This is a genomic window from Micromonospora sp. IBSANI012 (assembly GCF_052814045.1).
This window is the reverse complement of record NZ_CP199933.1, coordinates 3,225,527-3,239,464: the sequence shown is the minus strand read 5'-3', so window position 1 is coordinate 3,239,464 and position 13,938 is coordinate 3,225,527. Positions and strand designations below refer to the sequence as shown.

Annotated in this window: 14 protein-coding genes; 8 read left to right on the top strand and 6 right to left on the bottom strand. The window is 73.7% G+C overall.

Annotated features, from left to right (window positions below):
* Positions 1-66: 66 nt before the first annotated feature.
* From ACTWM8_RS14890 to ACTWM8_RS14880, 3 genes are all read right to left on the bottom strand, one after another.
* Positions 67-1,257 carry a GNAT family N-acetyltransferase gene (locus ACTWM8_RS14890; protein WP_446214360.1) on the bottom strand — a complete coding sequence of 397 codons (1,191 nt, stop codon included), beginning with the start codon at positions 1,255-1,257 and terminating at the stop codon, positions 67-69.
* A gap of 115 nt (positions 1,258-1,372) precedes the next feature.
* Positions 1,373-2,371 (bottom strand): cytochrome d ubiquinol oxidase subunit II, encoded by a 999-nt coding sequence (cydB, locus tag ACTWM8_RS14885; protein WP_446214359.1) that lies wholly within the window; start codon positions 2,369-2,371, stop codon positions 1,373-1,375.
* A 12-nt stretch (positions 2,372-2,383) separates the two neighbouring features.
* Positions 2,384-3,799, bottom strand: a complete 1,416-nt coding sequence (locus ACTWM8_RS14880; protein WP_446214358.1) for a cytochrome ubiquinol oxidase subunit I — start codon at positions 3,797-3,799, stop codon at positions 2,384-2,386.
* A gap of 177 nt (positions 3,800-3,976) precedes the next feature.
* Between ACTWM8_RS14880 and ACTWM8_RS14875 the strand changes: the two genes are divergently transcribed.
* Together ACTWM8_RS14875 and ACTWM8_RS14870 are read left to right on the top strand one after the other, a co-directional pair.
* Entirely contained in the window at positions 3,977-4,753 is a 777-nt protein-coding gene (locus ACTWM8_RS14875; RefSeq protein WP_446214357.1) for a lysophospholipid acyltransferase family protein, read from the top strand.
* Positions 4,754-4,886: 133 nt separating this feature from the next.
* Complete coding sequence (locus ACTWM8_RS14870; protein WP_446214356.1) at positions 4,887-5,729, top strand: SDR family NAD(P)-dependent oxidoreductase; 843 nt, start codon at positions 4,887-4,889, stop codon at positions 5,727-5,729.
* 6 nt (positions 5,730-5,735) lie between these two features.
* On the opposite strand, the gene ACTWM8_RS14865 is transcribed toward ACTWM8_RS14870, so the two are convergent.
* Positions 5,736-6,557: a hypothetical protein gene (locus ACTWM8_RS14865; RefSeq protein WP_446214355.1), complete on the bottom strand. Its 822-nt coding sequence runs from the start codon at positions 6,555-6,557 to the stop codon at positions 5,736-5,738.
* A gap of 139 nt (positions 6,558-6,696) precedes the next feature.
* On the opposite strand from ACTWM8_RS14865, the gene ACTWM8_RS14860 reads away from it, so the two are divergent.
* The 3 genes from ACTWM8_RS14860 to ACTWM8_RS14850 are packed head-to-tail and all read left to right on the top strand — an operon-like array spanning position 6,697 to position 9,636.
* Positions 6,697-7,464, top strand: coding sequence for a glycerophosphodiester phosphodiesterase (locus ACTWM8_RS14860; protein ID WP_446214354.1), 768 nt, complete (start codon positions 6,697-6,699; stop codon positions 7,462-7,464).
* A gap of 20 nt (positions 7,465-7,484) precedes the next feature.
* Positions 7,485-8,876: an MFS transporter gene (locus tag ACTWM8_RS14855; protein WP_446214353.1), complete on the top strand. Its 1,392-nt coding sequence runs from the start codon at positions 7,485-7,487 to the stop codon at positions 8,874-8,876.
* Between the two features lie 43 nt (positions 8,877-8,919).
* Positions 8,920-9,636: a thymidine kinase gene (locus ACTWM8_RS14850; RefSeq protein ID WP_377608951.1), complete on the top strand. Its 717-nt coding sequence runs from the start codon at positions 8,920-8,922 to the stop codon at positions 9,634-9,636.
* Here ACTWM8_RS14850 and ACTWM8_RS14845 read toward each other — a convergent pair.
* Positions 9,633-10,091 carry an Rv0361 family membrane protein gene (locus ACTWM8_RS14845; RefSeq protein ID WP_154936922.1) on the bottom strand — a complete coding sequence of 153 codons (459 nt, stop codon included), beginning with the start codon at positions 10,089-10,091 and terminating at the stop codon, positions 9,633-9,635. The genes ACTWM8_RS14850 and ACTWM8_RS14845 overlap by 4 nt on opposite strands.
* Positions 10,092-10,198: 107 nt before the next feature.
* Here ACTWM8_RS14845 and ACTWM8_RS14840 point away from each other — a divergent pair, with 107 nt between their 5' ends.
* The 3 genes from ACTWM8_RS14840 to ACTWM8_RS14830 all read left to right on the top strand — a co-directional run bounded on the left by ACTWM8_RS14840 (position 10,199) and on the right by ACTWM8_RS14830 (position 12,852).
* Positions 10,199-11,905, top strand: a complete 1,707-nt coding sequence (locus ACTWM8_RS14840) for an acyl-CoA dehydrogenase family protein (RefSeq protein ID WP_446214352.1) — start codon at positions 10,199-10,201, stop codon at positions 11,903-11,905.
* 92 nt (positions 11,906-11,997) lie between these two features.
* Positions 11,998-12,435 (top strand): DUF6194 family protein, encoded by a 438-nt coding sequence (locus ACTWM8_RS14835; protein WP_446214351.1) that lies wholly within the window; start codon positions 11,998-12,000, stop codon positions 12,433-12,435.
* A gap of 42 nt (positions 12,436-12,477) precedes the next feature.
* On the top strand, positions 12,478-12,852 hold the full coding sequence (locus tag ACTWM8_RS14830; RefSeq protein ID WP_446214350.1) for a VOC family protein: 375 nt from the start codon (positions 12,478-12,480) through the stop codon (positions 12,850-12,852).
* Between the two features lie 60 nt (positions 12,853-12,912).
* On the opposite strand, the gene ACTWM8_RS14825 is transcribed toward ACTWM8_RS14830, so the two are convergent.
* Complete coding sequence (locus ACTWM8_RS14825) at positions 12,913-13,911, bottom strand: tyrosine-type recombinase/integrase (protein WP_446214349.1); 999 nt, start codon at positions 13,909-13,911, stop codon at positions 12,913-12,915.
* Between the last annotated feature and the right edge of the window lie 27 nt (positions 13,912-13,938).

The following is a 13,938-nucleotide window of genomic DNA, read 5'->3' as shown; positions in this document are numbered from 1 at the left end:
ATCACGACGGCCGGGCCACCACCAGCGGGCGGCCCGGCCGCCGTTCGAGCCGGCCGGGATGCCCGCTCAGAAGTAGTCGAGCAGTTGCGCCGCTCCCCCGGCGGCCAGCAGGTCCAGGGCCCGCGGGTCGGTGCCGGTGGCGTGCAGCAGACCGGCGTCGGCGACTGATGCGGCGGTGCTGGCGCCGCTGTGGAGCAGGGCGAAGCCGCGTACGGACAGGTGCAGGTCGACCTCGGCGGTGACGCGGGTGAGCTGGGCGGCGCCGTCGGCGACCGTCAGCCGCCAGGTGCCGGTGTTCCACTCGGCGAGCTCGTCGGTGAGGGTGAACTCGACGGTGCCGCGGGTGTGGGTGGGCCAGCCGCGGGCGGCGACGGCGCGGGTGACGTCGACGGGCCGGTGCATCCACGGTTCCTGTTCGTGTTCGCGGACGGCTTCCAGCGGCAGGTGGGCGCTGACGGCGTCGCCGTCGAGCAGGCGCAGCCGCAGGGTGGGGGTGACGCTGTGCCAGCTGGCGAGGACGCCGACGAGTTCCCGGGCGGCGTCGGCGGTGGTGGCGAGGGCGTCGTGGACGGTGAGCACGGCGTCGTCGCCGTAGCCGCGGCCGCGGTCCCAGCTGGCGTAGCCGACGAGGTGCCCGTCGTCCTCGACGAGGGTGAGCCCGTCGAAGGGCAGGGTGTCGCCGGTGGTGTGCGGGTCGAAGAGGTCACCGCGGCGGGTGAGCAGCCCGCGCCGGTCCCGGGCGAGGCGTTCGTAGAGGGCGACGACCGCCGGCATGTCGTCGGGCGCGCCCGCCCGGACGCTCAGGTGCGGGGCCGGGCGGTGCCGGGGCAGCGCCACCGTGGGCACGTCGACGGTACGCATCACCCCGGCGACGTCCCAGCCGCAGGCGCGGTAGGGGGCGGTGACGGTGGGAAACAGCGCACTGACGGCGGCGCCGCGGTCGTGGGCGCCGCGCAGCAGGCCGGTGAGCAGGGCGCGGGCCACGCCACGGCCGCGGGACTCGGGGGCGACGGCGACCCCGGCGACGTCGGCGGCGGGCACGGCCCGCCCGGACCACCACTGCTCGTGGTGCAGGTCGACGGCCTTGCCGAGGAGCCGGCCGGTGTCATCGAAGGCGCCGTAGCGGGTCAGGCCGGGCACCGCGACGGTGGCGTGCGGCGCCGGTTGCGGGTCGGAGCCGAAGGCGCGCCGACCGAGCTGCCAGGCGTCGGTGAGGTCGTCGACGGTGAGCTCACGCACGTGCGGGGGGCTGGCCATCGGCCCACCATAGCGGCGCGGATCTTGAGGGCGGGGGGATTTTCCGGCGGGGAACAGCCCGCGGGGCCGGTGCGACCCCCTCGCCCGGCCCCGCGTCCCGCGCCCCCGCAGGTTCTCAGTGCTGCGGGATGTTCACTACCCCGATTCGCTTGCGGAACACCCAGTACGTCCAACCCTGGTAGGCCAGCACGATCGGGGTGAAGACCACCGCCACCCAGGTCATGATCTTGAGGGTGTAGGGGGTGGAGGCGGCGTTGGTGGCGGTGAGCGTGCCGGCGGCGTCCAGGGTGGAGGGCAGCACGTTCGGGAACAGCGCCGCGAACAGGGTCGCCACGGCCAGGCCGATCGCCACCGCGGTGCCGGTGAACGCCCAGCCCTCCCGGCGTACCTGGGCGGCGGCGAGCGCGCCGAGCAGGGCCAGGGCCGCACCGACGGCGAACACGACGGCGGCGGTGCTGGAGCGGATGGTCAGCGTCCAGGTCAGGAACGCCACCGCGGCCACCGCGGTGCCCACGCCCAGGCGCACGGCGAGGGCGCCCGCCCGCTCCCGGATCTCGCCGGTGGTCTTCAGGGCGAGGAACACCGCGCCGTGGGTGAGGAACAGCGCCGCGGTGGTCACCCCGCCGAGCAGCGCGTACGGGTGCAGCAGGTCGACCAGGCCGCCGACGTACTCGTGATCGGCGTCCAGCGGCACGCCGCGCAGAATGTTGGCGAAGGCGACGCCCCACAGCACCGCCGGTACGACGGAGCCGACGAAGATCGCCGTGTCCCAGCGGCGTTTCCAGGACGCCTCGGGGCGCTTGTGCCGGTACTCGAAGGCCACGCCCCGGGCGATCAGGGCGAGCAGGATCAGCAGCAGCGGCAGGTAGAAGCCGGAGAAGAGGGTGGCGTACCACTCGGGGAAGGCGGCGAACATGGCGCCGCCGGCGGTGATCAGCCAGACCTCGTTGCCGTCCCAGACCGGGCCGATGGTGTTGATCAGGACGCGGCGTTCCCGGTCGTCGCGGCCGAGGACGGGCAGCAGCATGCCGACGCCGAAGTCGAAGCCTTCGAGGATGAAGTAGCCGGTGAAGAGCACGGCGACGAGGAGAAACCAGACGGTCGTCAGTTCCACGGTGGGCTCCGGTCAGTAGGCGAAGGCGAGCGGGCGCTCGGCGTCGTCGTGGCTGTCGTCGATCGCGGGATCGGGGGTCAGGTCGGGCACGCCCGCGCGGGCGTAGCGGACGAGCAGCTTGAACTCGATGACGGCGAGGGTGGCGTAGATCAGGGTGAAGGCAGTGAACGAGGTGAGCACCTCGGTCAGCGAGACGCTGCGGGACACGCCGTCGCGGGTGAGCATCTCGCCGAAGACGATCCAGGGCTGGCGGCCCATCTCGGTGAAGATCCAGCCGAAGGAGTTGGCGAGCAGGGGCAGCACCGGCATGACCAGGCCGGCGCGCAGCAGCCACCGGCTGGTGGGGGTGCGGCCCTTGCGCTGGGACCAGAGCACCAGCAGGGCGATCGCGGCGGCGGCCAGCCCGAAGGCGATCATGAAGCGGAAGCTCCAGTAGGTGACCGGGATGATCGGGGCGTAGCTGCCGGCGCCGTACTGGCTGGCGTACTGGGCCTGCAGGTCGTTGATGCCGTGCACGGTGCCGTTGGGGTCGCCGGTGCCCAGGTACGACAGCAGGTACGGGATCTTGATGGCGAACAGCTCGCGGCTGCCGTCGAGGCTGCCGACGGTGAGCACGGAGAACGAGGCGGGGCTCTCGGTGGTGTAGAGGCCCTCGGCGGCGGCCATCTTCATCGGCTGCACCTGCGTCATGATCTTGCCCTGGATGTCGCCGGTGATCACGACCAGGGTGGCGGAGACCAGCACCACCCACGCGCCGAACTTCGTGGCGAACCGGTACGCCCCGGTGTCGGCGCTGTCGCGGTTGCGCATCACGTGCCACAGCCCGACGGTGACCACCAGCGAGCCGGCGACCAGGAACGAGCCGGCGAGGGTGTGCGGGAAGGTGATCAGCGCGACCTTGTTGGTGAGCACTGCGAGGAAGTCGGTGAGTTCGGCGCGGCCGGTGTCGGGGTTGATCCGGTAGCCGACCGGGTTCTGCATGAACGAGTTCGCGGCGAGGATGAAGTAGGCGCTGAGGTTGGTGCCGATCGCGGCGGCCCAGATGCTGGCCAGGTGCGCCCGCTTGGGCAGTCGGTCCCAGCCGAAGATCCACAGGCCGATGAAGGTCGACTCCAGGAAGAACGCGACCAGCGCCTCGATCGCGAGGGGGGCGCCGAAGATGTCGCCGACGAAGCGGGAATAGTCGCTCCAGTTCATGCCGAACTGGAACTCCTGCACGATGCCGGTGACCACGCCCATCGCGAAGTTGATCAGGAAGAGCTTGCCGTAGAACTTGGTGAGCTTGAGGTAGCGCTCGTTGCCGGTGCGGTGCCACAGGGTCTGGAGGATGGCCACCAGCACCGACAGGCCGATGGTCAGCGGCACGAATAGGAAGTGGTAGACGGTGGTGACACCGAACTGCCAGCGGGCGACGTCCAACGCGTCCACCAGTAACCCCCAGCTGTTCATACTACGAGACGTAGTAAATACTACTGTGCGTCGTAGAGATTGCGGCAGGGTCGGGGGTCCCGACCCGCCCCGGGACCAATGACCCTGATCACCTCTGCCGCAGGGCCCGGGATCGGCGCCCACCGTCACCCACCGGCGTGCGACCATCCAGCACTGATGGACACCCCGACCGCCACCTGGCGGCCGCCACGGTTCTGGCGCGCCGCGCAGGTCTTCGCCCGCCTCATCGTCGCCCTGCTGGCCCGCCTGGAGGTCAGCGGCGACGTGCCGGCCGAGCTGCGCCGCGGCCCGCTGATCCTGGCCGCCAACCACATCAGCCCGTTCGACCCGATCGTCCTCGCCGCGGCCTGCCGGGCGCGGGGCGTCGCCCCGCGGATCATGGCCACCGGCGGGCTCTTCCGCGCCCCGGTGATCGGGGCCCTGATGCGCCACGCCGGGCACCTGCGCGTCGACCGGGGCACCGCCGGGGTGCACCGGGCCCTCGACGACGCCGCCGCGGCCGTGGCGCGCGGCTCGGTGGTGCTGGTCTACCCCGAGGGCCGCATCGGCCTGGACCCGGGCCTGTGGCCCGAACGCGGCAAGACCGGCGCCGCCCGGCTCGCCCTGGCCTGCGGCGCCCCGATCATCCCCGTCGCCCAGTGGGGCTCGCACGAAGTGCTGCCCTACCGGACACCCCAGGGCATGCTGCCCGGCATCGCCCGCTCGCTGCTGCGCCGACCGGTGATCCGGGTGCGCTTCGGCGACCCGCTCGACCTGCACGACCTGACCCACGGCGCGCCCGGCGCCGCCCGAAGGGGCACCGACCGGATCATCGACGCGATCACCGACACCCTGGTGCCGCTTCGCCTCGACGAGCCGGACCGCCCTCGCCACGTCGACCCGGGCCGCCCCGTCGACACCAGCCGCGCCCACCGCCGCCGCCCGCCGGGCTGACCCCACCGCCAACTCGCCCGACTCGGCCGGCGCGCCAGGTGGAGTCGGCGCGGGCCGGGTGGATTTGCCTTCGAGCGCACTCCAACGGTGAGAGTCTGCCCGGTAGGCAACGGCGAGGGAAGGCAGGCAGGGCATGAGCGAGCAGACGGTGCTGGTCACCGGCACCTCCACCGGGATCGGGCTGGAGATCGCGCTGGGCTGCGCGCGCGCCGGCTGGCGCACCGTGGCCACCATGCGCGACCCGGGTCGCGCCGACCGGCTGCGCGAGGCCGCCGACGCCGCCGGGGTCGCCGACCTGATCGACGTACGCCCGCTCGACGTCACCAACGCCGACGCGGCCGCCGCCGCCGTGGCGGAGACCGTCGCCGCGTACGGGCGGCTCGACGCGGTGGTCAACAACGCCGGCGCCGGGCACGTCGGCACCCTGGAACAGGAGACCGTCGACGACGTACGGGCCGTCATGGAGGTCAACTTCTTCGGGGTGCTGCACGTCAGCCGGGCCGCGCTGCCGCACCTGCGGGCCTGTCGGGGGCGGCTGGTCACCGTCACCAGCGTCGGTGGGGTGGTCGGTCAGCCGTTCAACGAGGCGTACTGCGCGGCGAAGTTCGCGGTGGAGGGGTTCATGGAGTCCCTCGCGCCGGTCGCGGCGGGCGTCGGGGTGACCGTCGCCGTGATCGAGCCCGGCGCGGTGGCCAGCGAGTTCGTCGCCAACGTCGGCGTCGACCGCGACCGGGCGATCGAGCGGGCCGGGGTCTACGGGCCGGCGCTGCGCACGTACCTCGACCGCAGCGACAGGGTCTTCGCGGCGGCGCAGTCCCCGGCGGACGCCGCCGCCGTCGTGGTCGCGGCCGTCACCGGCCCGACCCCGTCGCCACGCACGCAGACCTCGACGACGGCGCGGGAGTTCGTCCGGGTGAAACTGGCCGACCTCGCCGGGACGGCGGTCACCGACCTGACCACCGGCTGGCTGCGCTGACCCGCCCTAGCCGGCGGCCAGGAAGCGGCGCAGGGAGGCGCTCAGCGCCGCCACGAACTCGTCCCGCACGTCGGCGGCGACCAGGTCCAGCGACAGGTACGGGTTGAGGTCCTCCAGCTCCACCAGCAGCAGCGCCCCGTCGACGGTGCGGCAGGCGTCCACCCGCTGCACGCCGTGGGCGAGGGTGTTCCAGCGCACGAAGCGGCGGGCGAAGTCCAGGTCCGCCCCGGTCGGCGCGTACGGCGCCAGGGCCCAGCGCCGCCGCGGGTCCGGGGCGTGCAGGGCGTACTGGAAGGCGTCGTCGACGAAGTAGAAGGACACCTCGTACCGGAAAGGCACCCTGGGCTGGATCAGCGACTGCCCGTCGACCGCCTCGGCGAGCCGGTCGCGCGCGACGAACCGCAGGCCGACGGAGTCCGCGCCGGCGATCGGCTTGACCACGTACTCGTCGGTCGGCGGTAGCCGGTCGACGTCGGCGAGCCGGTCGACGGTCGGGATCACCGGCTCGCCGGCGGCGGTCAGCTCCACCAGGTACCGCTTGCCCGCCATGTCGCCCCGGCCGGTCAGCGGGTTGTACACCCGCACGCCCCCGGCCAGCGCGGCGGCGCGGAACGCCTCGTACGCCTCCCGGTAGGCCAGAACCGGGCCGCTGTTGCGGACCACGACCGCGTCGAAGCGGTCCATCAGGGCGGCCGCGTCGCGGGGATGGCACAGCGCCAGGTCGAAGTCCTCGCGCAGCCGGGAGGTCAGGAAGACGTCCTCGTCGCCGTAGCGGCGGCCCTGCGCCGGGTAGGCCAGGTCGGTGACGAACAGGATGCTGGGCCGCACGCGTCTCCCCCGGTCACGCCGGTCGCGGCGGGTGCGCCGCGACGTCGCAGGGCACCGTACCGGGTGGCCGGCAGCGGCGACACGGGGTGCTCGCCGGCCGGTCATCCGCGGGCCACCGGGGCGAGGCATACTGCGCTGCGTGCTGACCCGATCCGGCTACCTCGACGCGCCCGCGCCGCTGGCCTTCGCCCACCGCGGCGGGGCCGCCGAGGGCGACGAGAACACCGTCGAGGCGTTCACCCGGGCCGTCGGCCTCGGCTACCGGTACGTCGAGACCGACGTGCACGGCACCGCCGACGGGGTGGCCGTGGTCTTCCACGACGCCACCCTGGAGCGGGTCACCGGCGAGCGGGGACGCATCGCCGACCTGCGCTGGGCGGACCTGGCGTCGGTACGCGTCGGCGGGGCGGCGGTCGTACCCCGGCTCGAGGAGGTCCTGGCCGCGTGGCCGCGGGTGCGGTTCAACATCGACGTGAAGTCCGACGGCGGGGTCGCGCCGACGGTCGAGACCGTGACGCGGGCGGGCGCGGCCGACCGGGTGCTGCTGGCGTCGTTCAGCGACGCCCGGCTGATCCGGCTGCGGGCCCTCACCGAGGGTCGGATCGCGACCAGCCTCGGCATGCGCGGGGTGGCCCGGCTGCGGCTGGCATCGCTGCACGGGTGGCGACTGCGGCTGCCGCCGTCGGTGGTGGCCGCGCAGGTGCCGCCGCGCTACGGCCGGGTGCCGGTGGTGGACCGCCGGTTCCTCGCCTACTGCCACCGGTTGGGGTTGCAGGTGCACGTCTGGACGATCGACGAACCTGCCGAGATGCACGACTTACTTGATCTTGGTGTGGATGGCATCATGACCGATCACGTCGGCGTGCTGCGCGACGTCTACCGCAGCCGCGGCCACTGGGCCGCCTGAACCCCTGGCGGAGGAACCCGATGGCCGAGACGGTCAGCCCGACCCTGCACGAGCCCCCGTCGAGCACCCGCCGCGAACGCAGGGGCTGGTACCTCTACGACTGGGCCAACTCGGCCTTCCAGACCACCGTCATCACCGTCTTCCTCGGCCCGTTCCTCACCACCGTCACCGAGCTGGCCGCCGGCTGCGAGCTGGGCGCGGACAGCTGCGAGGGGTACGTGCACCCGCTGGGCATCCGGGTCGCCGCCGGCTCCTACTACCCGTACCTGATCTCGCTGTCGGTCTTCCTCACCGTCTTCGTGCTGCCGATGATGGGTGCCATCGCCGACCGGTCGATGCACAAGAAGCGGCTACTGGCCGCCGCCGCGTTCACCGGCGCCGGCGCGACCATCGCCATGGCCTTCGTGACCGGGGACCGCTACCTGCTCGGCGGGGTGCTCTTCCTGATCGCCAACATCAGCTTCGGCGCCGCCGTCGTCGTCTACAACTCGTTCCTGCCGCAGCTCGGCGGCCCCGACGAACGCGACGCCATCTCCAGCCGCGGCTGGGCCATCGGCTACCTCGGCGGCGGCCTGCTGCTCGCGTTGAACCTGGTCGCGGTGACCATGCTCAGCGAGGAGGGCAACCCGCAGCGCACCCTGGACCTGGCCCGCTGGTCGATCGTCTCGGCCGGGGTGTGGTGGGCGGTGTTCACCCTGGTGCCGCTGCGCTGGCTGCGCGAACACCCCGCCGCCGCGGCGGCGGCCCGGGTTGGCGGCGGCAACCTGCTCACCGACGGGTTCCGGCAGCTCGGCCGCACCCTGCGGGAGATCAAGGCGTACCCGCTGACGCTGTTCTTCCTGCTCGCCTTCCTGGTCTACAACGACGGCATCCAGACCGTGATCACCCTCGCCAGCCAGTACGGCACCGAGGAGCTGAAGCTGGAGCAGAGCACCCTGATCGTGACGATCCTGCTGGTGCAGTTCCTCGCCTTCGGCGGGGCGCTCGCCCTGGGCGCGCTGGCCCGACGCATCGGCGCGTGGAAGACGGTGCTGCTGTCCCTGGTGCTGTGGACCGGCGTGATCATCGCCGCGTTCCGGCTGCCCGCCGAGGCGCCGCTGCCGTTCATGGCGCTGGGCGGGGCGATCGGCCTGGTCCTCGGCGGCAGCCAGGCGCTGAGCCGCTCACTGTTCAGCCAGCTCATCCCCACCGGCAAGGAGGGCGAGTACTACGGCTTCTACGAGATCAGCGACAAGGGCACCAGCTGGCTCGGGCCGCTCGCCTTCGGGCTGGTGTTCCAGCTCACCGCCTCCTACCGGGTGGGCCTGGTCTCACTGCTGATCTTCTTCGTGCTGGGCTTCGTGCTGCTGGCCGCCGTGCCGATCCGCCGGGCCATCGTCGCGGCCGGTAACACCCCGCCGAAGGTGCTCTAAGCCGAACCGATCGGGGCAGCTCGATGGACTAGGCTGCCCCGACGTGACCGACGACGCCGCTGCCGCCCCCACCTGCCTGGCCCGACCGCTCCCGGGCCCGGACGAGAACGGCATCGGCTGTGCCGCCGCCCGGGGCGTTGACGGGCGGCCGTTGCACGCCGCCGCGCTGAAGTTCTTCTGGGGGCCGATGGATTGCGGCAAGTCCACCATGGCGTTGCAGATGAACTACAACCACGCCCGGCAGGGCCGCCGCGGCCTGGTCACCACCCGCATCGACCGGTCGCTGGGCCCGCAGGTCACCAGCCGCATCGGCCTGGCCCACTCCGCCGTCGAGGTCACCGACTCCCTCGACCTGCGCACGCTGGTCCGCGACACCTGGGCCGAGGGGGTACGCGTCGACTACCTGATCTGCGACGAGGCGTCCTTCTACAACGTCGAGCACGTCGAGCAGATGGCCGAGCTGGTCGACGGCTACGACGTCGACGTGTACGCCTTCGGCCTGGCCACCGACTTCCGGTCCTGCCTCTTCCCCGCCGCCCAGCGGCTGTTCGAGCTGGCCGACGAGGTGGCCCGGATCCAGATCGAGGTGCTCTGCTGGTGCGGCCGGGAGGGGCTGCTCAACGCCCGGGTGGTCGACGGGCGGGTGGTCCGCGAGGGCGCGCAGGTCGTCATCGGCGACACCGCGGACTCCGCCGAGGTGCGCTACCAGGTGCTCTGCCGGCGGCACTACCGCTCGGGCGACCTGGGCCCGCGCTCCTAGAACGGGTCCCCGCAGACCCGCCACTCGCCGTCCTCCTTCACCACCGGCAGCCGGCGTTCCTCGGCGGCCCCACCCTCGCGGGTGACGCGGACGGTCACCTCACCGATCGGGCGGCCGGCCTTGGTACGCACCGAGACGTCCAGGATCTCGTAGCCGCTGACCACCGGCGGCGTCTTCACCCAGCCGGCGAAGCCGACCTCGCTCCACCGGCCGCGCGCCTGGTCGCAGAGCCGGTCGTACGCCCGGTCGACCTCGCCGGCGGACAGCTCCCGGAAGAACCCGTCGGCGGTCTCCCGCACCGGGCCGCCGGCCTGCATCACCACCTGCACGTTCCAGGCGCCCAGCCCGGCCACGCCGACCAGGCACAGCGCCATCGTCAGGCCACCCAGCAGCAGACCGGTGCGTACCGGCCGGCGGGGCCGGGCCGGTCGGGTCCACGCCTGCTCACCGCCCATCACCTGCGACCGTATGCGCACCGTCCGGTCCGCGCAGGAACATCGCCCCTGTCGCATTCGCCACGGCATCCTCTACGGTCGGCGCACACCCTCCGAAGGAGCCACGGATGAGTCGTTACGTGCAGCCGGTACCGGCCCTGGACGACCCGTACACCGGCGACGCGCTGCTGCGTTCCTGGCTGGAGCGCCACCTCGGCCCGGCCGGACACGCCGCCGCCAAGGGCCGGCTGGCCGACCTGGCCGCCGAGGTCAGCGGGCCGCTGCGGGCGGCGCACGCCGACGCCGAGGCGCACCCGCCCACCCTGGTCCGCTACGACGCGTGGGGCGCCCGCGTCGACCGGGTGCAGACCTCCGCCGGCTGGCAGGCGCAACGCGCCGCCGCCGCCCGGCACGCCGTGGTCGCGCTGCCCTACCTGGAGTCCGCGCGCGGCACCTGGGGCGCTGCCGCCCGGGTCGTCCAGCACGCCCTGCTGCACCTGTACGGGCCGGAATCGGCCACCTTCTCCTGCCCGGTGGCGATGGCCGACGGCGCGACGGCGCTGCTCAGCCTCCCCGAGGTCGACCCGGACGTGCGGGACGCCTGGCTGCCCCGGCTGACCTCCACCGACCCGCAGACCGCGATCGTCAGCGGGCAGTGGATGACCGAGTCGCAGGGCGGCTCGGACCTGTCCCGCTCCAGCACCACCGGCCGGCCGGCGGCGGACGGATCGTGGCGGCTCACCGGGGAGAAGTGGTTCTGCTCGGCCGCCGACGCGACGATGGCCGTCGCCCTGGCCCGCCCCGAGGGCGCCGGCCGGGGCAGCCGGATGCTGGCCCCGTTCCTGGTGCCCCGCTACGCCGCCGACTCCCCGCTGGCCGGGGCCACCGCCGCGCCGTACGCGCCCGCGCCCGGCGTCACCGTGCACCGGCTCAAGGACAAGCTCGGCACCCGCGCGCTGCCCACCGCCGAGATCGGGCTGCACGACGCGTACGCGCTGCCGCTGGGCGACCCGGCGGTGCCCGGACTGGTCCGGGCGATGACGCTGGTGGTGGTGACCCGGGTGCACAACGCCTCGGCCGCCGCCGGCGGCATGCGACGCGGACTGGCCTACGCCCGGGCGTACGCCGAGGCGCGGCAGGTCGCCGGGGGTCCGCTGTCGGGCAACCCGCTGCACCGGGCCACCCTGGGCGCGCTCGCCGTCGACGCGGCCGGCGCGTTCGCCCTGGCCGGGCACGCGTTCGCGCTGCTCGGCCGGGTCGAGGTGGGCGGCGACCCGGAGGCCGCCGCCGAGCTGCGGGTGGTGGCGCCGCTGGCCAAGCTGGCCACCGGCCGACTCGCCGTCTCCTCCGCCAGCGAGTACGTCGAGGCGTTCGGCGGCGCCGGCTATGTCGAGGACACCGGGGTGCCCCGGCTGCTGCGCGACGCGCAGGTCCTGCCGATCTGGGAGGGCACCACCAACGTGCTCTCGCTGGACGTGCTGCGCGCGGTGGCCCGCGAGGACGCCGGCGCGCCGCTGCTGCGGCGGCTCACCGACGCCACCGACCTGGCCCGCCGGCTGTCCCCGACGCTCGCCGACACCCTCGCCGCCGTCACCGGCGAGCTGCGCGGCGCGCTCACCGACGTCGCCGCCGACCCGGGCGCGGTCGCGGTGGTGGCCGGCGCGCGCGGGCTGGCCCTGCGGATGGCGTACGCCCTGACCACGGCGCTGCTGGTGGAGCACGCCGCGTGGGGTGACGAGCAGGCCGAGCTGGCCGCCCGGCTGTGGGCGCGGCGGTGGCTGCGGCACGAGGACATCGCCGCCGACGCCCACCACCACTTCGACCTGCTCTGCTGAGGGGTTACCGCCGCAGTTGAGGGTTGAGCCGGGCTCCGCGCGCGAAGTCTGGCTCAACTTTCCCAAGGAGCTTCAATGAAAAAATTGAAGCCATGGACGCCGACGACATGAAGCGACACATCTGCGACTCGTTCGAGGGGGTCACCGCCGTCGACGGCGGCGGCGACACGTACCTCGTCTACGACCCGCTCGGTGACCTGCCCGCCGACCGATGGCTGCCGTTCGCCACGATCGTGACCGGCGACCGCTACGACACCGCCTCGGCGTTGGACCGGCCGGGGGCGTGGCGGCTCAACATCGGGCTGACCCGGGCGCGGTACCTGTCGTTGTTCCCGACGCCGCCGGCCGGCGTCGACCACACCCGCGCCGACACGCTGCTGCCGCACCCGGTCTACGCCCCGCAGCACTGGGTGTGCGTGGTCGACCCCGGCCCGGCGACCCGGGAACTGGTCTCGGAACTGCTCTCCGACGCGTACGACTTCGCCGTGCGCAAGGATGCCAACCAGCGCCGCCGCCGGCTCGCCGACTGAACCTGCCAGCAGATGTCAGGTACCTGCGGCAGGCTTGCGGTCATGACAGTCACCGCCGACCTCGCCATGGTCAACCTGGACAGTTCCGACCCGGCCGCGCACGCCGACTTCTACCATCGCGTCCTCGGCTGGGAGATCACCCACAGCGAAGCCGACTACGCCATGATCAGCAGGCCCGACGGCGTCTCGATCGGGTTCGGCCGGGTCGACGGCTACCAGCCGCCGCGCTGGCCCGACGAGGCCTCCGCCAAGCGCTACCACCTCGACCTGTACGTCGACGACCTGACCGTCGCGGAGAAGGAGTTCGTGGCGGCGGGCGCGTCGAAGCCCGAGTTCCAACCCGGCGACGGGCGCTGGGTGGTGCTGGTCGACCCGGTCGGCCAGCCGTTCTGCATCTGCCCCCGCCCGCGCGGCTGACGGCCGCCGCCCCCGGCCGGACCGGGGGCGCCGGTGGTCGTGCTCCTGGTGCGGCGCGGGTCAGCCGCGGCGGCGGGCCCGCGCCGCCCAGATCGCGTACGCCGGGTCCCGGTCGAGGTTGTGCCGGTCCCGGTCGTAGCGGCGGGTGGTGCGCGGGTCGGCGTGACCCATGGCGTCCTGCACGTCCTCCAGCGGCACGCCCTCGGAGCGGGCGGTGGTGGCGAAGGCGTGCCGCAGCGAGTGCGGCGACAGCTTCGCCGCCGCCGGAATGCCGGCGGCCAGGGCCAGGCGGCGGACCAGCCGGAACACCGAGTGCCGGTCGAGTCGACCGCCGGTGGCGGTGGCCAGCAGCGGGCCGGTGAGTTGCTCCACGCCCACCCCCTGCGCCGCCGCCCGGTCGGCCAGGTACGCGTCCACGGCGTACGCGGTGCCGGGGGTCAGCGCCCGACGGCGTGGCTTGCCGCCCTTGCCGACGAACCGCACGCTGCGGTGCCCCCGCTCGGCGCCCAGGTCGTCGAGGTTCAGCGAGACCAGCTCCCCCACCCGCAGCCCGAGGTCGGCGAGCAGGGCGATGGCGGCCCGGTTGCGGGCGGCGGTCGGGCCGGTGTCGGTGTCGGCGGCGGCCAGCAACGCGTCCACCTCCTCGGGGGTGAGCCCGACGGTGGCCGAGTGGTCCCGGTCGACGCGCGGCCGGTCGGCGCCGGAGACCGGGTTCGCCTCCACCGCCCGCAGCTTCACCAGGAACTCGTACCAGCTGGAGAGCGCGGAGAGCTTGCGGGCCACGGTCGCCGGGGTCAGCGGCCGGCCGGTCCGCGCGCCGAGGGTGGCCTCCAGGTCGCGGCCGTAGGCGTTGACGTCGAGGAAGTTGGCGTGCAGCGGGTCCAGCTCGCGGGCGGCGCACCAGGCCAGCCAGCCGGCGATGTCCCGCCGGTACGCGGTGCGGGTGTGCTCCGACAGCCGCCGGTTGCGCAGCCACGCCTCGGTGAAGTCGACCGGCCCGGTCGGCAGGGCGGGCCGGGCCGAGGCGCGGGGCAGGACCGGGACGTCAGAACGCAGCATGTGAAAAAGGCTCTCAGCCTCGGCGGC

Bases quoted from the DNA above. Each gene is read 5' to 3' on its own strand.
- ACTWM8_RS14890 (WP_446214360.1), bottom strand. From the start codon at position 1,257: ATGGCCAGCCCCCCGCACGTGCGTGAGCTCACCGTCGACGACCTCACC.
- ACTWM8_RS14875 (WP_446214357.1), top strand. From the start codon at position 3,977: ATGGACACCCCGACCGCCACCTGGCGGCCGCCACGGTTCTGGCGCGCC.
- ACTWM8_RS14870 (WP_446214356.1), top strand. From the start codon at position 4,887: ATGAGCGAGCAGACGGTGCTGGTCACCGGCACCTCCACCGGGATCGGG.
- ACTWM8_RS14855 (WP_446214353.1), top strand. From the start codon at position 7,485: ATGGCCGAGACGGTCAGCCCGACCCTGCACGAGCCCCCGTCGAGCACC.
- ACTWM8_RS14845 (WP_154936922.1), bottom strand. From the start codon at position 10,091: ATGGGCGGTGAGCAGGCGTGGACCCGACCGGCCCGGCCCCGCCGGCCG.
- ACTWM8_RS14840 (WP_446214352.1), top strand. From the start codon at position 10,199: ATGAGTCGTTACGTGCAGCCGGTACCGGCCCTGGACGACCCGTACACC.
- ACTWM8_RS14835 (WP_446214351.1), top strand. From the start codon at position 11,998: ATGGACGCCGACGACATGAAGCGACACATCTGCGACTCGTTCGAGGGG.
- ACTWM8_RS14830 (WP_446214350.1), top strand. From the start codon at position 12,478: ATGACAGTCACCGCCGACCTCGCCATGGTCAACCTGGACAGTTCCGAC.
- ACTWM8_RS14825 (WP_446214349.1), bottom strand. From the start codon at position 13,911: ATGCTGCGTTCTGACGTCCCGGTCCTGCCCCGCGCCTCGGCCCGGCCC.